Annotated in this window: 25 protein-coding genes; 4 read left to right on the forward strand and 21 right to left on the reverse strand. The window is 35.8% G+C overall.

Going from position 1 to position 21,229, the window contains the following annotated elements; translation table 11 throughout:
• Window positions 1–8 precede the first annotated feature (8 nt).
• The 11 genes from rpsC to rpsL all read right to left on the reverse strand — a co-directional run bounded on the left by rpsC (window position 9) and on the right by rpsL (window position 7,635).
• Window positions 9–770: a 30S ribosomal protein S3 gene (gene rpsC / locus ACFPVY_RS07440; protein WP_379791336.1), complete on the reverse strand. Its 762-nt coding sequence runs from the start codon at window positions 768–770 to the stop codon at window positions 9–11.
• Window position 771: 1 nt separating this feature from the next.
• Window positions 772–1,185: a 50S ribosomal protein L22 gene (rplV, locus tag ACFPVY_RS07445; protein WP_026706244.1), complete on the reverse strand. Its 414-nt coding sequence runs from the start codon at window positions 1,183–1,185 to the stop codon at window positions 772–774.
• Between the two features lie 6 nt (window positions 1,186–1,191).
• Entirely contained in the window at window positions 1,192–1,470 is a 279-nt protein-coding gene (gene rpsS / locus ACFPVY_RS07450) for a 30S ribosomal protein S19 (protein WP_125011409.1), read from the reverse strand.
• Between the two features lie 6 nt (window positions 1,471–1,476).
• Window positions 1,477–2,301, reverse strand: a complete 825-nt coding sequence (rplB, locus tag ACFPVY_RS07455; RefSeq protein ID WP_379791337.1) for a 50S ribosomal protein L2 — start codon at window positions 2,299–2,301, stop codon at window positions 1,477–1,479.
• Window positions 2,302–2,315: 14 nt separating this feature from the next.
• Window positions 2,316–2,606 carry a 50S ribosomal protein L23 gene (rplW, locus tag ACFPVY_RS07460; protein ID WP_125011411.1) on the reverse strand — a complete coding sequence of 97 codons (291 nt, stop codon included), beginning with the start codon at window positions 2,604–2,606 and terminating at the stop codon, window positions 2,316–2,318.
• A gap of 6 nt (window positions 2,607–2,612) precedes the next feature.
• The gene (gene rplD, locus ACFPVY_RS07465) at window positions 2,613–3,242 is read right to left on the reverse strand and encodes a 50S ribosomal protein L4 (RefSeq protein WP_379791338.1); all 630 of its coding nucleotides are present in this window, start codon (window positions 3,240–3,242) and stop codon (window positions 2,613–2,615) included.
• Window positions 3,242–3,856 carry a 50S ribosomal protein L3 gene (gene rplC, locus ACFPVY_RS07470; RefSeq protein WP_379791339.1) on the reverse strand — a complete coding sequence of 205 codons (615 nt, stop codon included), beginning with the start codon at window positions 3,854–3,856 and terminating at the stop codon, window positions 3,242–3,244. The genes rplD and rplC overlap by 1 nt, the downstream gene beginning before the upstream one ends.
• A 360-nt stretch (window positions 3,857–4,216) precedes the next feature.
• A complete protein-coding gene (gene rpsJ / locus ACFPVY_RS07475) occupies window positions 4,217–4,522 on the reverse strand; it encodes a 30S ribosomal protein S10 (RefSeq protein ID WP_011963470.1) in 306 nt (101 codons plus the stop codon).
• An 11-nt stretch (window positions 4,523–4,533) separates the two neighbouring features.
• Complete coding sequence (gene fusA, locus ACFPVY_RS07480) at window positions 4,534–6,690, reverse strand: elongation factor G (protein ID WP_379791340.1); 2,157 nt, start codon at window positions 6,688–6,690, stop codon at window positions 4,534–4,536.
• A gap of 10 nt (window positions 6,691–6,700) precedes the next feature.
• A complete protein-coding gene (rpsG, locus tag ACFPVY_RS07485) occupies window positions 6,701–7,177 on the reverse strand; it encodes a 30S ribosomal protein S7 (RefSeq protein ID WP_121376831.1) in 477 nt (158 codons plus the stop codon).
• Window positions 7,178–7,251: 74 nt separating this feature from the next.
• The gene (gene rpsL, locus ACFPVY_RS07490; protein WP_007136570.1) at window positions 7,252–7,635 is read right to left on the reverse strand and encodes a 30S ribosomal protein S12; all 384 of its coding nucleotides are present in this window, start codon (window positions 7,633–7,635) and stop codon (window positions 7,252–7,254) included.
• A 327-nt stretch (window positions 7,636–7,962) separates the two neighbouring features.
• Here rpsL and ACFPVY_RS07495 point away from each other — a divergent pair, with 327 nt between their 5' ends.
• Together ACFPVY_RS07495 and rlmB are read left to right on the forward strand one after the other, a co-directional pair.
• A complete protein-coding gene (locus tag ACFPVY_RS07495) occupies window positions 7,963–9,579 on the forward strand; it encodes a BamA/TamA family outer membrane protein (protein WP_379791341.1) in 1,617 nt (538 codons plus the stop codon).
• A 60-nt stretch (window positions 9,580–9,639) separates the two neighbouring features.
• Window positions 9,640–10,374 (forward strand): 23S rRNA (guanosine(2251)-2'-O)-methyltransferase RlmB, encoded by a 735-nt coding sequence (gene rlmB, locus ACFPVY_RS07500; RefSeq protein ID WP_379791342.1) that lies wholly within the window; start codon window positions 9,640–9,642, stop codon window positions 10,372–10,374.
• A gap of 340 nt (window positions 10,375–10,714) precedes the next feature.
• Here the strand turns inward: rlmB and ACFPVY_RS07505 are convergent, their stop codons facing one another.
• Window positions 10,715–11,506: a rhomboid family intramembrane serine protease gene (locus tag ACFPVY_RS07505; RefSeq protein WP_379791343.1), complete on the reverse strand. Its 792-nt coding sequence runs from the start codon at window positions 11,504–11,506 to the stop codon at window positions 10,715–10,717.
• Between the two features lie 90 nt (window positions 11,507–11,596).
• Window positions 11,597–11,797 (reverse strand): dodecin family protein, encoded by a 201-nt coding sequence (locus ACFPVY_RS07510; protein ID WP_379791344.1) that lies wholly within the window; start codon window positions 11,795–11,797, stop codon window positions 11,597–11,599.
• Window positions 11,798–11,921: 124 nt separating this feature from the next.
• Between ACFPVY_RS07510 and ACFPVY_RS07515 the strand changes: the two genes are divergently transcribed.
• Window positions 11,922–13,199 carry a replication-associated recombination protein A gene (locus ACFPVY_RS07515; RefSeq protein WP_379791345.1) on the forward strand — a complete coding sequence of 426 codons (1,278 nt, stop codon included), beginning with the start codon at window positions 11,922–11,924 and terminating at the stop codon, window positions 13,197–13,199.
• On the opposite strand, the gene ACFPVY_RS07520 is transcribed toward ACFPVY_RS07515, so the two are convergent.
• The 6 genes from ACFPVY_RS07520 to radC all read right to left on the reverse strand — a co-directional run bounded on the left by ACFPVY_RS07520 (window position 13,196) and on the right by radC (window position 17,848).
• Window positions 13,196–13,942, reverse strand: a complete 747-nt coding sequence (locus tag ACFPVY_RS07520; RefSeq protein ID WP_379791346.1) for a hypothetical protein — start codon at window positions 13,940–13,942, stop codon at window positions 13,196–13,198. The two genes, ACFPVY_RS07515 and ACFPVY_RS07520, sit on opposite strands and share 4 nt — an antisense overlap.
• A gap of 3 nt (window positions 13,943–13,945) precedes the next feature.
• Window positions 13,946–14,635 (reverse strand): YjjG family noncanonical pyrimidine nucleotidase, encoded by a 690-nt coding sequence (locus ACFPVY_RS07525; RefSeq protein ID WP_379791347.1) that lies wholly within the window; start codon window positions 14,633–14,635, stop codon window positions 13,946–13,948.
• Window positions 14,635–15,174 (reverse strand): hypothetical protein, encoded by a 540-nt coding sequence (locus tag ACFPVY_RS07530; RefSeq protein WP_379791348.1) that lies wholly within the window; start codon window positions 15,172–15,174, stop codon window positions 14,635–14,637. Before ACFPVY_RS07530 ends, ACFPVY_RS07525 begins: the two co-directional genes overlap by 1 nt.
• Window positions 15,167–16,462, reverse strand: a complete 1,296-nt coding sequence (locus tag ACFPVY_RS07535) for an ABC transporter permease (protein ID WP_379791349.1) — start codon at window positions 16,460–16,462, stop codon at window positions 15,167–15,169. Before ACFPVY_RS07535 ends, ACFPVY_RS07530 begins: the two co-directional genes overlap by 8 nt.
• Window positions 16,462–17,088: an ABC transporter ATP-binding protein gene (locus ACFPVY_RS07540; RefSeq protein WP_379791350.1), complete on the reverse strand. Its 627-nt coding sequence runs from the start codon at window positions 17,086–17,088 to the stop codon at window positions 16,462–16,464. The genes ACFPVY_RS07535 and ACFPVY_RS07540 overlap by 1 nt, the downstream gene beginning before the upstream one ends.
• A 67-nt stretch (window positions 17,089–17,155) precedes the next feature.
• The gene (gene radC / locus ACFPVY_RS07545; protein WP_379791351.1) at window positions 17,156–17,848 is read right to left on the reverse strand and encodes a RadC family protein; all 693 of its coding nucleotides are present in this window, start codon (window positions 17,846–17,848) and stop codon (window positions 17,156–17,158) included.
• 72 nt (window positions 17,849–17,920) lie between these two features.
• Here radC and ACFPVY_RS07550 point away from each other — a divergent pair, with 72 nt between their 5' ends.
• Window positions 17,921–18,499, forward strand: a complete 579-nt coding sequence (locus ACFPVY_RS07550; RefSeq protein ID WP_379791352.1) for a DUF1287 domain-containing protein — start codon at window positions 17,921–17,923, stop codon at window positions 18,497–18,499.
• Between the two features lie 65 nt (window positions 18,500–18,564).
• On the opposite strand, the gene ACFPVY_RS07555 is transcribed toward ACFPVY_RS07550, so the two are convergent.
• The gene (locus ACFPVY_RS07555) at window positions 18,565–19,926 is read right to left on the reverse strand and encodes a UDP-N-acetylmuramate--L-alanine ligase (protein ID WP_379791353.1); all 1,362 of its coding nucleotides are present in this window, start codon (window positions 19,924–19,926) and stop codon (window positions 18,565–18,567) included.
• A gap of 63 nt (window positions 19,927–19,989) precedes the next feature.
• On the reverse strand, window positions 19,990–20,688 hold the full coding sequence (locus tag ACFPVY_RS07560) for a tetratricopeptide repeat protein (RefSeq protein WP_379791354.1): 699 nt from the start codon (window positions 20,686–20,688) through the stop codon (window positions 19,990–19,992).
• Window positions 20,689–21,229 lie beyond the last annotated feature (541 nt).

Here is a 21,229-nt window from a genome sequence, read left to right on the forward strand (position 1 = left end):
TTTAAAAATTACTTTCTTTTACGATCTCCACCTGATTTTCTGTCTTTGTTGAAAGGTTTACGATCTCCTCTTGAAGAATCTCCACCTTTTCCACCAGCACCGGCTTGTTTTTTATCCATTCCAACTAGTGGAGATAGATCTCTTTTACCGTAAACTTCACCTTTCATGATCCACACTTTGATTCCCATTCTACCATAAGTAGTATGTGCTTCAGCCAAAGCGTAATCGATGTCAGCTCTGAAAGTTGATAGAGGAATACGTCCTTCTTTAAAACCTTCCGAACGAGCCATTTCAGCTCCATTCAAACGACCAGAAATTAATACTTTAATACCTTCAGCATTCATACGCATTGCAGCCGCAATTGCCATTTTGATAGCTCTTCTGTAAGAGATTCTGCTTTCAATTTGACGCGCGATAGAAGTACCTACTAAGTAAGCATCCAATTCAGGTCTTTTAATTTCAAAGATGTTGATTTGAACCTCTTTGTCAGTAACTTTCTTAAGTTCTTCTTTTAACTTGTCTACCTCTTGTCCACCTTTTCCGATAATAATACCAGGTCTAGCAGTAGTGATAGTAACGGTTACAAGTTTCAAAGTTCTCTCGATGATTACTTTTGATACACTAGCTTTTGATAAACGAGCATGGATATACTTTCTGATTTTGTAGTCTTCGGCAAGTTTATCACCGTAGTCATTTCCACCATACCAGTTAGAGTCCCATCCTCTGATGATACCAAGTCTATTTCCAATTGGATTTGTCTTTTGTCCCATCTTAATTATTTGCTTGTGTGTTATCTAATTGTCCTAATACGATTGTTACGTGGTTAGAACGTTTTCTAATTCTGTGTGCGCGACCTTGTGGAGCTGGACGAAGTCTTTTCAACATCATTCCACCATCTACTCTGATCTCTTTAACGATTAAGCCTGCTTCAGCTACGTTACCTTCTGCATTTTTCTGCTCCCAATTGTTGATTGCAGATAACAAAAGTTTTTCTAACTTTCTTGAAGCTTCTTTAGAACTGAATCTTAATATATTCAAAGCTCTTTCCACTTTCTGACCTCTTACTAGATCTGCTACTAAACGCATTTTTCTAGGTGAAGTAGGGCAGTTATTCAATTTTGCGAAGGCAATCTGCTTGTTAGCTTCTTTGATGCCTTCAGCTCTTTCTCTTTTACGAACTCCCATTGCTTCTTATTTTTTACCTTTGTTTTTTGCTCCAGCGTGACCTCTAAAAGATCTTGTTGGTGAAAATTCTCCTAATTTGTGACCTACCATGTTTTCTGTTACGTAAACTGGTACAAACTGACGACCGTTGTGAACTGCGATAGTTTGTCCAACAAAATCTGGAGTAATCATAGAAGCTCTAGACCAAGTCTTTACTACACTATTTTTACCACTTTCTACGTTTGCTTGAACTTTTTTATCTAACTTGTAGTGAACAAAAGGTCCTTTTTTTAATGAACGTGCCATATCTTATTATTTCTTTCTACGTTCTACGATATACTTGTTACTCGGGTTTTTCTTAGAACGGGTTCTATAACCTTTAGCAGGTATTCCGTTTCTAGAACGCGGGTGTCCTCCAGAAGAACGTCCTTCACCACCACCCATTGGGTGATCCACAGGGTTCATTGCAACTGGTCTTGTTCTTGGTCTTCTACCTAACCATCTAGATCTACCTGCTTTTCCAGATACAACTAATTGATGATCAGAATTAGATACTGCTCCAATTGTAGCTGAACAAGTAAGCAAGATTAATCTTGTTTCACCTGATGGCATTTTAATTGTAGCATATTTTCCATCTCTTGCCATTAATTGAGCGAAAGTTCCAGCAGAACGAGCAATTACAGCTCCTTGACCTGGACGCAATTCAATACAAGAAATAACAGTTCCCAAAGGAATTTTACTCAAAGGCAATGTATTACCGATTTCAGGAGACGCATCTTCACCAGAAACTACTTTCTGACCAACTTGCAATCCGTTTTGTGCGATAATATAAGTTTTCTCTCCATCAGCATAAGCTAACAAAGCGATAAACGCAGTACGATTTGGATCATATTCAATAGATTTTACTGAAGCTGGAATTCCTGCTTTAGTTCTTTTGAAATCGATGATACGATATCTCTGCTTGTGACCACCACCCGTATAACGCATGGTCATCTTTCCTTGACTATTTCTACCGCCTGAGTTTTTTATCGGTGCGATCAATGAACGCTCCGGCTTATCAGTTGTAATGGCGTCAAAACCATTAACAACTCTAAAACGCTGACCCGGGGTAATAGGTTTTAATTTTCTAACTGACATGTTTCTGCCTTATTTTAGATATTATTATAAAAATCGATGGTTTCTCCTTCTTGTACTTGAACAATCGCTTTTTTGTAAGCATTTGTCTTTCCATTGATGATACCACTCTTAGTGTACTTCGTTGATCTATCAGCTCTGTAGTTCATTGTATTTACTTCAACAACTGAAATTCCATAAGCAGCCTCTACAGCATTCTTAATTTGAATTTTGTTTGCTTTTTTATCTACAATAAATCCAAAACGATTGAAAAGCTCACCTTCTTTGGTGATTTTTTCTGTGATAATTGGTTTAATTATAATACTCATAGCTTATTATTTGCTTAAATTTTCTTCAATTCCTTCTAAAGATCCTTCTAAAAGCACCAAATTATTTGCATTTAAAATAGCATAAGTACTTAATTCTGAACTACTTACAACGCTAGATGTCTTCAAATTACGTGATGACAAATATACATTTTTATTTGACTCTCCCAACACGAATAAAGATTTTTTATTCTCTAACCCTAAAGCTTTCAAAACGTTAATGAAATTTTTAGTGTTTGGAGTATCAAATGTGAAGTCTTCAAGAACTGTAATATTTGATTCTTTTGCCTTGATTGAGAAAGCAGATTTTCTAGCCAATCTTTTCAAGTTTTTATTCAATTTGAATGAATAACTTCTTGGTCTTGGACCGAAAACTGTACCTCCACCTTTAAACAAAGGGTTTTTTGCACTACCAGCACGAGCTGTACCAGTTCCTTTTTGCTTTTTAATCTTACGAGTAGATCCTGCAACTTCAGCTCTTTCTTTAGCTTTGTGCGTTCCTTGTCTTTGATTAGCAAGATATTGCTTCACATCAAGGTATACTGCGTGATTATTTGGCTCAATTGCGAATACTGAATCAGAAAGAGTGATCGTTCTGCCAGTTTCTTTTCCGTTGAAATTTAAAACTTTTACTTCCATTACTTCTGAATGATTACATAAGAGTTAGTGTGTCCTGGAACACATCCTTTAACTAAAAGTAGGTTCTTGTCAGCAACAACTTTCAAAACCTTTAAGTTTTGAACAGTTACCTTATCAGTTCCCATTCTTCCTGCCATACGCATTCCTTTGAATACTCTAGAAGGATAAGAAGAAGCTCCTACAGATCCTGGTGCTCTCAAACGGTTGTGTTGACCGTGAGTTGCTTGTCCAACACCACCAAAACCGTGACGTTTAACAACCCCTTGAAAACCTTTACCTTTTGATGTACCTTGAACATCTACGAATTCACCTTCTGTAAAAACATCTACTGTTAATACATCACCTAAATTGTACTCGTTTTCAAACTTGAATTCAACGACTTTTTTCTTCGCAACAGTTCCAGCTTTTTTAAAGTGACCAGTAGCCGCTTTAGTGGAGTGTTTCTCGTTTTTGTCATCGAAACCAAGTTGTAACGCTTCATACCCGTCAACACCTTTGGTTCTGACTTGGGTAACAACGCATGGCCCAGCTTCGATTACTGTACAAGGAATGTTTTTCCCGTTTTCGTCGAAAATGCTAGTCATGCCGATTTTTCTACCAATTAACCCAGACATAAAAATTAATTATTGATTATTAAAAATTCCCTTCAATTTGAAATCCACATAAGTTTCCAAACAGGGAGTGCAAAAGTAGCTATTAAAATCGAATATACCAAACAGTTACAAAAATTAAATAGCTGATTATTAAATTCTAAGAAAAATTTAAAATATCAGCAAACTCAAATTACATACAAAACATAATTAGCACTTTCAAAAACATTCTTGTTTTCTACAAACCAAAAATTATGTGAATCCGCACCACAAAAGAGATTACAGTAAAATTTACTTTTTAAAAAAATTTAATTCTTAAACTATTAAAACACAAAAAAGCGAAACATTTCTGTCTCGCTTTTTTTTATAAAATATAATAGAAAATTATACTTTGATCTCTACTTCTACTCCACTTGGCAACTCTAATTTCATTAGAGCGTCAATAGTTTTAGATGAAGAAGAATAAATGTCAATCAATCTTTTGTATGACATTACTTCAAACTGCTCTCTCGCTTTTTTGTTAACGTGCGGAGAACGCAATACAGTGAAAAGTTTTTTGTGAGTTGGCAATGGAATTGGACCCGTTACAACAGCACCCGTACTTTTTACGGTTTTTACAATCTTTTCAGCAGACTTGTCTACCAACATGTGATCGTAAGATTTTAATTTTATTCTGATTTTTTGACTCATTTTCTTTAGAATTAAGCGTTACCTTTTGCTTTTTTGATTACCGCTTCAGATATATTAGAAGGTGTTTCAGCATAGTGAGAAAACTCCATTGTTGAAGTAGCTCTACCTGATGATAATGTTCTTAATGTTGTTACATATCCAAACATTTCAGACAAAGGCACATCAGCTTTGATTGTTTTAGCACCATTTCTGTCACCCATATCATTCACCTGACCTCTACGACGGTTAATATCACCAACGATATCTCCCATGTTTTCTTCTGGCGTGATTACTTCCATTTTCATGATTGGCTCAAGAATTACAGCTCCAGCAGCTTTAGCCACTTCTCTATAACCCATTCTTGCCGCTAATTCAAAAGAAAGTGCATCAGAATCCACCGGGTGGAAAGATCCGTCTAACAACGTTACTTTCAAGCTATCAACTTGGTATCCTGCTAAAGGACCAGTTTTCATAGCTTCTCTGAAACCTTTTTCTACAGATGGAATATATTCTTTAGGAACGTTACCACCTTTAACTGCATTGATAAACTGCAATCCTACAGGAACTTTACCGTCAACTTCTTCAGCTGGCTCAAGTTTAAATACGATATCACCGAATTTACCACGACCACCTGATTGTTTTTTGTAAGTTTCTCTATGTTGAGCATCTCTTGTAAACGCTTCTTTGTATTCAACTTGAGGCTCACCTTGGTTCACTTCAACTTTAAATTCACGTTTCATACGATCTACAAGGATATCCAAGTGAAGCTCACCCATACCTGAGATAATTGTTTGACCAGAAGCCTCATCAGTTCTAACTGTAAATGTTGGATCTTCTTCAGCTAATTTAGCTAAAGCCATACCCATTTTATCTACGTCAGCTTTTGTTTTAGGCTCAATAGCAATACCAATTACCGGTGCAGGGAATTTCATTGACTCAAGAATGATTGGGTGTTTTTCATCACACAATGTATCTCCAGTTTTGATATCTTTAAATCCAACTGCCGCTCCAATATCTCCAGCTTCGATATACTCGATTGGATTTTGTTTGTTAGCGTGCATTTGGTAGATACGAGAAATTCTTTCTTTGTTTCCAGAACGTGTATTCAATACATAAGATCCAGCATCAAGTCTTCCTGAATAAGCACGGAAGAAAGCCAAACGACCTACGAATGGGTCAGTAGCAATCTTAAATGCCAAAGCAGCGAAAGGCTCTTTTACATCTGGCTTACGCAAGATTTTAGTTTGATCCTCCTCTAACAATTCAGCATCATCAGGATGAATTCCTTCGATACCTTCTTTGTCCATTGGAGATGGCAAATACTTACATACAGCATCTAACATGAACTGAACTCCTTTGTTTTTGAAAGAAGAACCAGCAATCATCGGAATGATAGCCATATCCATAGTAGCCGCTCTTAAAGCGTTATTGATTTCCTCTTCAGTAATAGAATCTGGATTTTCCATGTATTTATCAAGAAGGTTCTCATCATAATCAGCAACTGCTTCAATAAGAATGTCTCTGTATTCTTTAACTTCAGCAACCATGTCAGCTGGAATATCGATAATATCGAAAGTAGCTCCCTGAGTTGCATCATGCCAAACAATAGCTTGGTTTTTTACTAAATCCACAACACCTTTGAAATCATTTTCTTCACCAATTGGCAAAGTGATCGCAACTGCGTTTGATTTTAGCATATCTCTAACTTGTTGACAAACTGCCAAAAAGTTAGAACCTTGACGATCCATTTTGTTAACGAATCCCATACGTGGAACTCTGTATTGATCAGCAAGTCTCCAGTTAGTCTCAGATTGAGGCTCAACACCATCAACTGCACTAAACAAGAAAACCAATCCATCTAATACTCTCAAAGAACGGTTTACCTCTACGGTAAAATCCACGTGTCCAGGAGTATCAATGATGTTAAAGTGATAAGGTAATGATTCAGGAAGCACTTTTCCTTGCTCAGTTGGAAAGTTCCATTCGCAAGTTGTAGCAGCAGAAGTAATTGTAATACCTCTTTCTTGCTCTTGTGCCATCCAGTCCATTGTTGCAGCACCATCGTGCACCTCACCAATTTTGTGTGATTTTCCAGTATAAAAAAGGATACGCTCTGTTGTTGTTGTTTTACCAGCATCAATGTGAGCAGCAATCCCGATATTTCTTGTGTATTTTAAATCTCTAGCCATTTCTTAATGATTAAAATCTAAAGTGAGAGAATGCTTTATTTGCTTCAGCCATTTTGTGAGTATCCATTCTCTTTTTAACAGCAGCACCTTCTTCTTTAGCAGCAGCTAAAACTTCAGAAGCTAGTTTTTGAGCCATAGATTTCTCATTTCTTCTACGTGCATAAAGTATCATCCACTTCATTGCCATAGAGATTTTTCTGTCTGGTCTGATTTGCATTGGGATTTGGAATGTAGCTCCACCAACTCTACGGCTACGTACTTCTACGTGAGGCATAACGTTTGTCAAGGCATCTTTCCAGATTTCCAATGAAGATTTTTCTGCGTCTTGTTTCTTGTTTTCTACGATTTCTAATGCATCATAGAACACTTTGAAAGCAGTTGATTTTTTACCATCCCACATCAAGTTGTTCACGAAACGTGTTACTAACTGATCGTTAAATTTTGGATCTGGCAAAAGAGGTCTTTTTTTGGCCTGTCTTTTTCTCATTTCTTCGTTTTTTTGTTACTCGCTAATGTTCATCGTATAAAAACGTGCCCTTTTAACTTATAACGTGTTTAAGATTACTTTTTTGCTTCTTTTGGGCGTTTAGCACCATACTTAGATCTTCTTTGCGTTCTTCCTGCAACACCTGATGTATCAAGCGCTCCACGAACGATGTGGTATCTAACTCCTGGTAAATCTTTTACCCTTCCACCCCTAACTAATACTATCGAGTGCTCTTGTAAATTGTGTCCTTCTCCAGGGATGTAAGCATTCACTTCATTACCATTTGTCAAACGTACACGCGCAACTTTACGCATTGCAGAGTTTGGTTTTTTTGGTGTAGTAGTGTAAACACGCGTACAAACCCCTCTTCTTTGAGGACAAGAATCTAAAGCAACCGATTTACTCTTCTTAGTTATCTGAGTTCTTCCAGTTCTTACTAATTGTTGAATTGTTGGCATAATTAATACTAAAAATTTCTTATGATTTAAATTTCCCGCTTTTTACGGGGTTGCAAATGTATGAATATTTTTTTTTTAAACAAACGTTAATCGATTAATTTTCAAACACATTGACCAAACATTTATTTTTTATATATTATTCCGTGGTTTTTTGCGTTACTTTTACTGACGTTTAAAAAGTTACAGATAGTTTTTCTAATATCCCGAAGCATCGGGACTGATGGAAAATAGATTACCAATAAAGCCCGAGCCATTCGCTCCAAAATTTTATACTACTTGAAAAGATTTTTGATATTCTTCTTTTTTATTTTTTTAAATCTCAATGCTTTGGGACAAAATCTGTATTTGAAAATCACGGCCGATTCAGAACGGGAAAATAAGAAAATTGATTCGATTGGATATTTAAAAAATCACGCTAATGCAAAAAGTGTTGTGGACGAAGCCAATTCCTTTTCTGAGAAATTAAAACGCCTTGGTTATCTCGAAAACCAAATCTTGGAGAACAAAAAAGACAATGACAGTACATTTTTGTTCCGATTTCAAGTGGGAAACCGCACGAATTTTATACATATATATATAGGTAGGAATTCTGAGTTGCAAAATTTGGAGATTTTGGACCAAAACAAGGATACGCTGACGATGCCTTTTTCTGAAACAGAAACTTTTTTAAACGCCACATTAAACAAATTAGAACGAAAAGGTTATTCGCTGGCAAAATTGCGATTGGTTAATTTGAAAAACGAAAAGAATATTTTGTATGCCGATTTAGATTTTAAAACCGAAAAGCTTCGGGAAGTGAACGACATCGTGATTAACGGATATGATAAATTTCCGGAAGGCCATAAAAAAGAAATCAGGCGTCGTTATAAAAATAAAGTATTCAATCAGGAAACCTTAAAAAGTATCCACGCTGATTTTGAAAAATTTCAATTTGTAAATCAGACCAAATATCCGGAGATTTTATTCAAAACCGATACCACAAAAGTTTATGTTTATGTCGAAAAAGCAAAGCCAAACCGCTTCGACGGATTTATCGGCTTTGGAAACGACGACAATGGCGATTTGAAAATCAACGGTTATTTAGATTTGCTTTTGGTCAATTCCTTGAATGTTGGCGAGCGTTTTAATTTGTATTGGAAAAGTGACGGAAACAAACAGACGACTTTTAACGCCGCGCTCGAATTGCCGTATATGTTCAGAACACCAGTGGGAATGAAGGCTTCGCTGAATATTTTCAAGCAAGACAGCACGTTTCAGAACACGCAGACAGCGATCGATTTGGGCTATTATTTCAATTACAATACGAGGCTTTACGTCGGGTATCAATCTGCTACTTCCAATGATATCCAAAATCTGGAAGGCTCCACAATTGCCGATTTCGAAAATTCTTTTGTAACCGGAAATTTTGAATTCACCCAATTTAAAAATGATGATTATTTTTTTCCAGAGAAAACTTTGGTTAATATTAAAGGCGGAACCGGAAAACGAACTTCTGAAAATTCAAATAACAATCAGTTTTTTGCCAACATCGACCTTCGGAAGAATTTATATTTGAACGAAAAAAACATAGTTTATCTGCGAAGCCAGAGTTTTTATTTGCAAAGCGAAGACTATATCACCAATGAATTGTATCGATTTGGCGGTATCAATTCGATTCGCGGTTTTAACGAAAATAGTCTGCAAGCCAATGCTTTTTATTCGATTTTAACGGAATATCGATATGTTGTCGCTCCCACAATTTATGTGCATTCGATTATTGATTTCGGCTATTTCCAAGACAAAACAACCGACAACGAAGGAAATTTACTCGGACTGGGTTTTGGTTTCGGATTGCTTACAAAAAACGGTTTATTCAATTTAATTTACGCCAACGGAAGCACGGACGACCAGCAAATTAAACTCTCAAACTCGATTGTTCATATCAGTTTTAAGGCTAGATTTTAATCGAAAAAAGCTAGAAAAAATAAATTAAAATAGCCAAATTTGTTTTTATATCTTTGCGCCATGGAAAAAGAACACCAAATCTTCGGAATCAGAGCAATAATTGAAGCTATTCAGGCAGGAAAAGAAGTTGACAAAGTCTTCATTCAAAAAGACATTTCAGGCGAATTAATGAAAGACTTGATGAAAGTCATGAAGCGCGCCAGCGTGAATTTCACATATGTTCCTGTCGAAAAACTGAACCGTTTGACGCCAAACAACCATCAAGGTGCCGTGGCGACAATTGCTCCAATTTCGTTCCAAGATTTAGAAACTTTAATCGAATCTGTCCTTGAAAGTGGCAAGACTCCCCTATTTTTAATTTTGGACCAAATCTCTGACGCCAGAAACTTTGGCGCCATCATCAGAACTGCAGAATGCACCGGTGTTAACGGAATTATTGTTCAAAAAGCGGGTTCTGCGCCAGTAAATGGTGATACGGTAAAAACCTCTGCAGGAGCTGTTTTCAACGTGCCAATCTGCAAAGTGGAACACATTAAAGACGCGATTTTCCAACTTCAAGGTTCTGGAATCAAAACCGTTGCCGCGACTGAAAAAACAGACCAAAACATTTACGACATCGCATTGAACGAGCCCGTTGCCATCATCATGGGTTCTGAAGACCGCGGTGTTAATCCATCGGTTCTGAAAATCGTGGACGAAAAAGCAAAACTGCCAATGTTTGGTACGATTTCTTCATTGAACGTATCCGTGGCTTGTGGCGCTTTTCTTTATGAAGCCGTTCGCCAAAGAAGCTAAGAACTTAAATTTCAAGATAAATAACCGCAGATTTGAAGATTTTAATATTCTTTAAATCTGCGGTTTCTTTTTTGTTTGTAGCGAATCACGAGTGCTATATCGGCAATTGCATTTCCTGCTGCAAGAACTCGCTTTGTGCCAGCTTTTTAGGCTGGCACAAGAGCTCAAACAATTCCAGCATCAGGGCTATTTGAGAAACTTTTCGCCTTTTTGTAAACGCAGGTTCCAATCTGTGTCGAAATACTTTGTCTAAAAAGATTTGGCTGGAGCCGAAAATTTTCTAAAATAAAAATAACCGCAGATTCGCAGATTTTTAAAATGAATCTGTAAATCTGCGGTTTTATTCTTTTTGAACATCCGTGTTTTCTTCGTGAATTTCTGAAGAAATATTTGGCACAACAGTATAAAACACATTTTGATTCGCATAAAAATATTCCGCATCCACAACCTGCAATTCTTCTGGTTTTGGTAGATTTTTAAAATTTCCATTTTCATCAAAATGCCTCATAAACATATCGTCTTCTGAATTGTAATCTGGTTTTTCCCAATCATAAACAATTGGTTTTTGATATTCTGGAGTTTTGATTGCCAATGAAAAAACGTATCCTGTGATTAATCCTGCCAAATGACCTTCCCAAGAAATTCCTTGTTCCACGTCTGGGAAAATGTACCAAATCATCCCGCCGTACAATAAAATAATGGTAAGTGAAACCGCAACCAATCGGTAATATTTCGTTTGAATTCCTTTGAAAAATATGAAACTGACTAACACATAAAGTAATCCGCTGGCACCGATGTGATAGGATTCTCGACCAATTACCCAAGTCAAAAATCCGGAAAGTAAAATTCCGTAACCGATGACTTTTAGCGCTTGATTTCTATAAAAAAAACGCAATGCCATTACCAAAAGAAATAACGGAATGGAATTATTGTAAAGATGCTCAATATCGCCGTGCAAAAATGGACTGAAGATAATTCCACGCAAGCCTTTAAAAGTTCTGGGGTAAATTCCGAGTTCGGTGAGATTTAATTTGAATCTGATTTCTGCCCAGAAAACAATCCAAAGCAATACGACGCTAAAGATAGGCCAAGCTACAACTGAGGTTGAAAATTTAATATCGGTATCTTGCATTCCTGTTTTTAAACATACAGTCAAAAACTCAACCAAAAAAAAATTATGCTATTTTGTCATAAAAAAAAGCGCCGTGAAGCGCTTTTTAAATTATTCAATCTCGAACGTAAGTTTTAGATTTACTCTAAACTCATCTACTTGACCATTCTTTACTGAGGCGCTTTGCTCCTGTACATAAACAGATCTAATATTTTTTAATGTCTTTGTTGCTTGAGATACCGCTTTCTTTGTTGCATCCTCCCAACTAACTGTAGAACTAGATAAAACTTCAATAACCTTTAAAACTGCCATAATTTATAATTTAATGTTATATTTTTATAAATGTAGACTATTTATTTAAAATTAGAGAGGATATCGTAAATTTTTATTTGTAGTTACTATTTATAAAGTCTTCTTGATTCAGTAATTTTGTAATATGGAAGCACCTTTAGCAGAACGAATCAGACCACAGTCACTGGAAGATTATTTGGGACAGCCACAATTAGTAGGTCCATCGGGATCATTGACACAGCAAATTTCGAAAGGATTAATTCCGTCATTGATTTTGTGGGGACCTCCGGGAACGGGAAAAACGACGTTGGCACAAATCATCGCACAGGAATCAAAACGACCGTTTTATATCTTAAGCGCGATTAATTCTGGCGTAAAAGATGTTCGTGATGTGATTGAAAAAGCCAAGCAAAGTGGCGGACTTTTCACGGCTAAAAACCCAATTTTGTTCATCGACGAGATTCACCGTTTCAGTAAATCACAACAGGATTCGTTGTTGGCTGCGGTGGAAAAAGGTTGGGTAACACTGATTGGCGCAACTACCGAGAACCCGAGTTTTGAGGTAATTCCCGCTTTACTGTCGCGTTGTCAGGTTTATATTTTGAATGCTTTTTCAAAATCAGACCTTGAAGCGTTGCTTGAAAGAGCGATGCGAACTGATATTTATTTGAAACAGAAAAACATCGAGCTTAAAGAAACTGAGGCTTTATTGAGGCTTTCGGGTGGTGATGGAAGAAAATTGTTGAATATTTTTGATTTGGTGGTGAATGCTTCCAACGAAGAAAATATTGTAATTACGAATGATTCGGTTTTAAAATTGGTGCAACAAAATACGGTTTTGTATGACAAAACTGGTGAACAGCATTATGATATTGTTTCGGCTTTCATCAAATCTATCCGCGGAAGCGACCCGAACGGCGCCGTTTACTGGCTGGCAAGAATGATTGAAGGTGGCGAAGATGTAAAATTTATTGCGCGAAGAATGTTGATTTTGTCAAGTGAAGATATCGGGAATGCTAATCCTACAGCTTTTATTATGGCAAACAATACTTTTCAGGCGGTTTCGACAATTGGTTATCCGGAGAGTAGAATTATTTTGAGCCAATGTGCTGTTTATTTGGCCACTTCGCCAAAAAGCAACGCGAGTTATTTGGCCATTGGAAAGGCACAACAAGTGGTAAAACAAACCGGAGATTTGCCGGTTCCGATACATTTGAGAAATGCGCCGACAAAATTAATGAAGGAATTGGGATACGGTGAAGATTATAAATATTCGCACGATTATCAGAATAATTTCGCCGAGCAAGAGTTTTTACCCGACGAAATTAAAAGTACTGCTTTTTATGTTCCTGGAAATAATTCGAGAGAGGCTTCTACAAGAGAATTCTTGAAAAATCGCTGGAAAGATAAATATGGTTATTAAAATTTAATCAAGAGTTTTTCTGAAACTGGCTGGTCATTTTTATAGTATTCCAGAACCCATTCGCCATTCTTTTTAAGCAATGCGCCATTGATTCCGTCGCCTTGAGCTGTGAAATAATCTGGCTGTGATGTTTTGTAGATTTTTAAAACTATTTTCGGCGTTTTGTCAACTAATTGATATCCGTTTGCGATTGGTTGCGCAAAAAGATAATCAGCAGATTCTTCAATTTTTGGTGAAGAAACAGGTTGCGTCTTTACGACTTCTTTTACCGATGATGTTGAATTATTGCTAACAACCACAGATGTTAAAACTTTTCCGTTGTAAGCATAACCCTTTTGTCTTAACGAAACAAAAGCTTTATCTAGTGCTTCCGGAAAAGCGACCGCAAGTTCTTTTTCTCTACTTTTTCCTTCTTCTCCTTCAAAAATCACTTTATTTTGACAGTCTTTTAAAACCAGAACCAGTTTTGTTTGCAACAAAGCAGGTTTTTTTTCGATGTTAAGATAGAGTTTATCACAACGATCGCTCGATGCTTCAGTTGGAAGTTGCTCATTTGAGTAAAAAACTTTAAATCCTAATTTGGTAAGATTAAGTTTGGCAATTGTACTTAATCTATAAAGGTTTTCTGATGATAAAAAATCAAATTTCACAGGAACGATTACATATTGATAATCGTTTAAGTTATCTTGAGCAGAAACCAATCCGCTTGAAAGTAATAAAAAGAGCGCTATAATTTTTTTCATTTTCTATAAATAATTTTTCAAAGCTAGTAAATTATTCACTTGCTTTATGTCTTCTGCAACTTCAATATTGTGTTCGTTAAACATAATTGCGTCAATTCCCACGTTTAAAGCTCCTTCAATATCTGCTTCAAAATTGTCACCAATCATTACGCTGGTTTCTTTATTTGATTTCGAAATTTCTAGAGCATAATGAAAAATCTGCGGATTCGGTTTTTTAAAACCTGCATTTTCAGAATTGGTAACCGTTTCAAAATAATGTGCAATGTTGGAATTTTTCAATTTATTAAATTGAATTTGGTTAAAACCATTCGTGATAATGTGCAACTTATATTTTGGTTTTAAATAATTCAAAAGCTCAATCGTTCCTTCAAAAAGATGGTTGTATTGAGGCAAGTAATGAATGTATTCTTCTGCTAAAAGATGAATTGTTTCGTCACTAATTTCATAATTAATCGTATCAAAAACATCTTTTAATCTTCCATAACGAAGCTGTTCTTGCGTGACTTGATCATCTTGATACAGCTTCCAATATCTTGAATTAACCGGAACATATTTTGCCACAAATTCTGCAACATCTACTCGAATTCCGTGTTTTTTTAAAATGGTTTCAAATGCCAATGCCGAATTTTTTTCAAAGTCCCAAAGTGTGTGATCTAAATCAAAAAATACGTCTGAAATTTTTGTTTTTAACATTACTTTCCTTTTACGATTACGGCATCATCCACATGGTAAATCCAGTCTTCGATGTCATTTTCATTGACTCTGAAATTTCCTTCTAAAGTTACATATTGATCTGTTTTTAACTTTGGCGTTGCGCCTTTAAATTTAATTCCCATAATGGTTTCGGGACCCGCTTGACCGCAGAAAAAACAAGATGCAAAAACATTTTTGCTCAGCGCATAAGTCGTGTTATCTATCGGAACAATAAACCCAGACATCGCAATTCGCTTTTTATTCTTCGCTTTTAACGTAGAATTTATGATGGGAAACATCACGCCTTCCGGATAATCTTTATGTTGCTTTTTTACGAATTTGATCATTCCCAAAAGCTTCCAATTTAAAGTATCAACAGCTACAAAAGATCTTTTTTCAAGCAATGTACTTTTGCTAAAATCTGGAGCAAATCCTGCAGTTTGAATTTCCGTTGGAGTTGTCTCATCCGAAGAATTATTGATTTTTAAAGTTAGGAAAAGAACAAAAATCCCTCCTAATAAATAATATATTTTACGCATTTGCTAAAGTTTTTGAAATATTTAATCGGTATGCTTTTATAGCAGGAATCAATGCTGCTACGATTCCAACAAAGATAGTAACTATAAATAAAATTCCCTCTTTCTCAATTACAAAAGCAAACGGATCAAAGGTCATTTTATATTGTTCATCAGTTGTGGACGAAATGAAAAACAGTGCAATTCTCCCAACAATGGTGCCAAAAATAAATCCGGTAACGCAAAGCAAAATACTTTCAAAAAGCACCAAACTAAGCAATTGCGAACGGCTTGCTCCGGAAACTCGCAACAAAGCAAATTCGTATTTTCGTTCCTTTAAAGTATTATACAAAGCAATAAAAATACTGATTCCGGAAATCAGCATAATTCCGTAAGCCAGATATTGCAAGGCTTCAAGACCAATTCCAAATAAAGAAAAAAGTCGATTGATTTCAACCGCTGGCGAAGCTGCTTGCATTTTTGTGTTTTGCGCCACTAATCTTGGCCAAGTCACAAAACCCATTTTATTCTTGAATTTGATCAAAACTGCCGTAATTTCTTTTCCGTTTTCAGAAACTATTGCTTGCTCTTCGTGATTGTGCGAATCGTGTTCGTGATGTTCGTGTTCGTCACCTTCAAAGTGAATATGTCCTTCTTCGCCGTGGTCCGGATTTTCTTCCGCTTCAGAATGTTCTTGTTCGTGATCATGCATTTGCCAAACACTTTGAACGTTTGACAGAATCAAATTATCAACGACTTTTCCGGTTTGGCTGGCAATTCCAGACACGGTGTATTCAAATTCCTCATGAACTTCACCTTCAGCAGCATCGCCGTGGGAACCGAAAAATTTGTCGCCTACTTTTATATTAAGCTTTTTTGCAATTTCACTTCCAACGACAACTTCTAAATTTTTATTGAAGATTTTTCCGGAAGTTACTTTTGCTCCAAATTTCTCCAAATATTCTGGAGTCGTTCCCACAATTTTAAAACCGCGGTAATTATCGCCAAAAGCCAAAGGAATCGCTGACTTCACAAACGGATGTTTCATCCACACTTTTGCATCGTCATAACTGATATTTCCGGTTGGCGCATCGACTTGATAAACCGAAGAAAGTATCAATTGCAACGGGCTTCCTTGCGCTCCTAAAACAACGTCAACGCCATCGATATTGCTCGAAAATTGTTTTTCAAATTGTTCTTGCAATAAAATTAAAAGCGAAATAATTGCCACACTTGCAGTCAATAAAATAACGCTTAAAACGGTATTCAAAGGTTTAAACCAAATGTTTTTCCAAGCTAATTTTGCTATCATTATAAAGAAATTTGGTTAGAAAATCGGTCTTTTAATCTTTGGTCGTGCGTTACAACTATCAATGAAGCTTTATATTCTTTGGATAAATTACTCAACAAATCTGCCACTTTAAACGCATTTTCGTCGTCCAAACTTGATGTTGGTTCGTCTGCTAAAAGTAGTTTTGGTTCATTAATTAAAGCTCTTGCAATTGAAACTCTTTGCTGTTGACCAATACTTAATTGTGAAGTCAATTTGTGCATTTGGTCTTCTAAATCCAATTGTTTTAAAAGTGATTTTGCCTTTTCTTCAGATTTTTTTCCGGTTGCCAGCCAAGAAGCCATTGAAATGTTTTCTAAAACAGAAAACGCTTCCACGAAGTGAGACTGTTGTAAAACGAGCCCGATATTTTTCCCTCTGAACTGGTCTAATTGCTTTTCAGAAAGTTTCGAAATTTCAGTTTCTCCGATGGAAATTGTTCCAGATTTTGGGCGAAGCAAACCACCAAGCAAATGCAGTAACGTTGTTTTTCCTTTTCCAGAACCACCCGTGATTAAAAGCGTTTCCCCACTTTCAGTTCGAATATCTGGAAAAGCAAAATTCACTTTTCCAGCATATGAAAAAGTGACATTTTGAGTATAAATCATATCTAATTTCTTTTTTACAAGAGCTTGCAAGATAGCAATTACTCTGTAAAAATGTGTTAATCAAAGCTTATAAAATCCCTTCATCCGCAAAACTATAATAGCCATTTTCAGTTACAATAATATGATCTAAAACTTTAATATCAAGGTTATCTCCTGCCATTTTTAGTTTTTTAGTAATCTGTTTGTCCGGATCACTAGCGACTAAAACTCCCGAAGGATGATTATGACTTAAAATAATTCCGGTGGCGTTTTGTTCCAAAGCCACTTTAAAAACCAGTCGAATATCAACGACCGTTCCCGTAATGCCACCTTTGCTTAATTGCGATTTGTAGATTACTTTATTCGAATTATTTAGGTATAAAATCCAAAATTCTTCGTGAGCCAATTCTCCGATTATTGGTTGCATAATTTCGAAAGCGATTCTGCTGGAAGTGATTTTTGTAAGTTCAACGGTTTCTTCAGAACGACGTCTTCGTCCTAATTCCATTGCGGCGATGATGGAAATGGCTTTGGCTTCGCCAATTCCTTTGAAAGTTGTTAATTGCTGGAGTGACATTTTTCCCAAAGCGTTTAAATTCTCCACGCTTGCAAGGATTCTTTTGCTTAAATCAACAGCGCTTTCGTCCCGATTTCCTGAACCAATTAAGATGGCAATCAATTCGGCATCGCTTAAAACGGACTTTCCTTTGAGCATTAATTTCTCACGAGGTTTGTCGTCTTCCGCCCAATATTTTATCGAAAAAGGAGTATTTTCTTCCATTTGGCAACTATTTTTTTTGATTGGTTTATAATTTTCTTACAGTATTATTCGTTTGAATATCAAATCTAAGATATGAAATCAATTTACATTTTGTTATTTTTTCTCGGAATTTCATCCGTAAAAGTTGAAAAAACTTTTTATGATAAACTTTCTGACGCAGCAATTTCATTAACCAAAGACAAAGTGGAATATGACCCGAAATATTTTTCTATAAAATATCCAAATGGTGACGTGCCAAAAGATAAAGGCGTTTGCACGGATGTTGTGATTCGAGCTTACCGAAAACTCGGGATTGATTTGCAAAAAGAAGTTCACGAAGACATGAAAGCTAACTTTTCAAAATATCCAAAAACCTGGGGATTGAAAAAGCCAGATACTAACATTGACCACAGAAGAGTTCCGAATTTGCAAGTGTATTTCACAAGATTCGGACAAAGTTTAGGCGCTTCAGAAAAAGCTTCTGATTATAAAACAGGTGATTTGGTTACGTGGAAAATCAACGGAAAATTACCTCACATCGGAATCGTGACCAATAAAAAAACAGCTGACGGCAAACGAAATTTAATCGTTCACAATGTTGGCGCCGGACAAGTTTTAGAAGATTGCCTTTTTAAATATGACTTGACCGGACATTACCGGTTTAAAAAATAAGCAAATTTTAAAATTAGCGAATTAGCGATCTTTGAATGTCTCTAATTCGCTAATTAAATAATCCGCTAATTGAATAGCGTTTTTACTTCATCAAAATTCAATCCGCCATAATTCCCAGAGCTCATTAACAGCAAGGCAATTTTCTCGGTATCAAATTTTAAATGGTATAAATATTCTTTGAACGCAGCCGGATTTGTATAAATCACCAGATCTCCGCGGTTGAAAGCTTTTGCAATTTGTTCGTAACTTACTTCTTCCAATTGCTTGATTTTAACCGCATCCGGAGAATAAAAAACTACGGCAACATCTGCCGAGTCAAGTGCTCCTTCGTATTCTTTTAAAAATTCTGCGTTCAAACTGCTGTAAGTATGCAATTCCAAACAAGCAATTAATTGACGGTCTGGATATTGTTCTTTCACAGCTTTTGTTGTTGCGGCAACTTTGCTTGGCGAATGCGCAAAATCTTTATAAGCTACATTATTTTTATTTTCAGCAATTTTTTCTAGTCGTTTTGAAGCACCTTTGAAACTTGCAATTGCTTCATAAAAATCAGCTTCATCAACGCCCATATTTTGGCAAATCCATTTGGCTCCAGCCAAATTATTTAAATTGTGCGCTCCAAAAACTTCGATTGGCATTGCTCCTTCTGGAGTTTCTAACAATGTTGTTCCGTTTTCAACAGAATATTTTGGAGTGGAATATGGAATTCTTCTGATTGGATTTGTGGAAGCTTCAGCCACTCTTTTCACTTCAGAATCATCTTCGTTGTAAACCAAAATTCCTCCGTTTGTAATCTTTTGGATGAAAATCTCAAATTGCTCTACATAATTTTCATACGTTGGAAATACATTGATATGATCCCAAGCAATTCCAGAAATTAAGGCGATATTTGGCTGATACAAATGAAATTTCGGCCGTCTGTCCATCGGAGAAGACAAATATTCATCTCCTTCCAAAACGATAAAATCATTTTCTTCAGTCAAATGAACCATCGTGTCAAAACCTTCCAATTGCGCGCCAACCATGTAATCCACATTGATATTATGGTAATGCATCACATGCAAAATCATCGAAGTAATAGTAGTTTTACCGTGGGAACCACCAATGACAACACGCGTTTTATTTTTCGATTGCTCGTATAAGAACTCTGGATACGAATAAATTTTCAAGCCTAATTCTTGTGCTTTTAACAATTCTGGATTATCCGCTTTGGCGTGCATTCCAAGGATTACCGATTCGATATCTGAAGTGATTTTCTCAGGAAACCAGCCTAATTCTTCAGGCAACAATCCTTTTTTCTCTAAACGTGTTTTTGAAGGTTCAAAAATTGCGTCGTCGCTTCCGGTAACTTTATATCCTTTATTGTGTAATGCCAGCGCCAAATTATGCATCGCGCTGCCGCCAATGGCAATGAAATGTGTTCTCATTTTTTTTAGTCAAAAGTCGAAAGTCTAAAAGTCAAAAGCGTTTAAACTGCCGAATTATTATTTTTATGTTTTGCTTTTTTCTGTAAATTCTTCCAGTGTGGCTTTTGCTTTTTCTGGTTGTTTCATTTTATTTTTATACAAATCAGCTAGTTTTTGGTAAGTTGTTTTTGAACCTCCAATTTCCACTGCCTTTTTATAATTTTTTTCAGCTTCAGTATATCTTTTAAAATATTCTGCGATATGGCCTTTTGAAAGATAACCATCAACAGCAGAAATTTTCAATAATTCTGATGCGTATTTTTGTGCTTTGTTTTCGCTTCCGCCAACGATTGCTGGCAATTGAAGATATAATTCTACTAACGCCCAACGTGCGCCAATGTGTTTTGAATCTAATTTTATGGCTTTTACAAAAGATTCTTCCACTTCATCAATCATTCCCAAAGCCTTGAATTTATTGCTTTCTTTTGCCTTCATTCCAAGTGCGCCACCATATTTATAAAAATAATTGGCTTCGGTCGGTTTTACGGTTTTCAGTCGCTCATAATACGTTAAAGCAGTATCCCAGTTTAATTGATAACATTCAATATCTCCCAAAAATTCCAATGCTTTCAAATCTTTTGGATTCTGAATTAGAACTGATTCAAAAATAGGCTTTGCTTTGGCGTAATTTCCTTGTTCAAAAAGCTTTTCTGCCTTATCAAACTGGTTTTGCGCCGAAATAGAAATCGTAAAGAAGAAAATCAAAATTGTGAATAATTTCATGTAAGGATTTTTTCTGCTTTTGGTTTTGTCAAAAGTACTAAATTCAGTCAAAAATAATGCCTGTATTTAAAATCATTCGTTGTGAAAAAAATTGCTTTATATTGTAAGGGGAAAAAATTTGTAAGAAATTCAAATTTCTTCCCAACCTTTTGTTGAAAATTATACTCCTTATAATTAAATATGTTCTTATGAAAAAAGTTTTACTATTTATTATTTTATTGATTTCTGTTGCTGGTTTTTCTCAAAATTTCGAGAGGAATTGGAAGAAAGTTTATAACTATGAGTATGATGGTAAAACAAAAAATGCTTCTAAAGAAGTAAACAAGATTTATCGTAAAGCCAGAAGAAACAAGAGCGAACTTGAAATGATACGAACTTTTATTTATCAGTCAAAGTACTTACAAATTCTTGAAGAAGACGCTCAATTTAAAATAATCACTAATCTTCAAACCGAAATTAAGGAACAAAATGGCATCAGCAAATCGATTTTCAATTATATCTATAGAAAAATTCTCTATGATTATTACTCAAAAAATCGTTA

This window comes from Flavobacterium qiangtangense (genome assembly GCF_042658345.1).
In the GTDB taxonomy this organism is placed as follows: domain Bacteria; phylum Bacteroidota; class Bacteroidia; order Flavobacteriales; family Flavobacteriaceae; genus Flavobacterium; species Flavobacterium qiangtangense.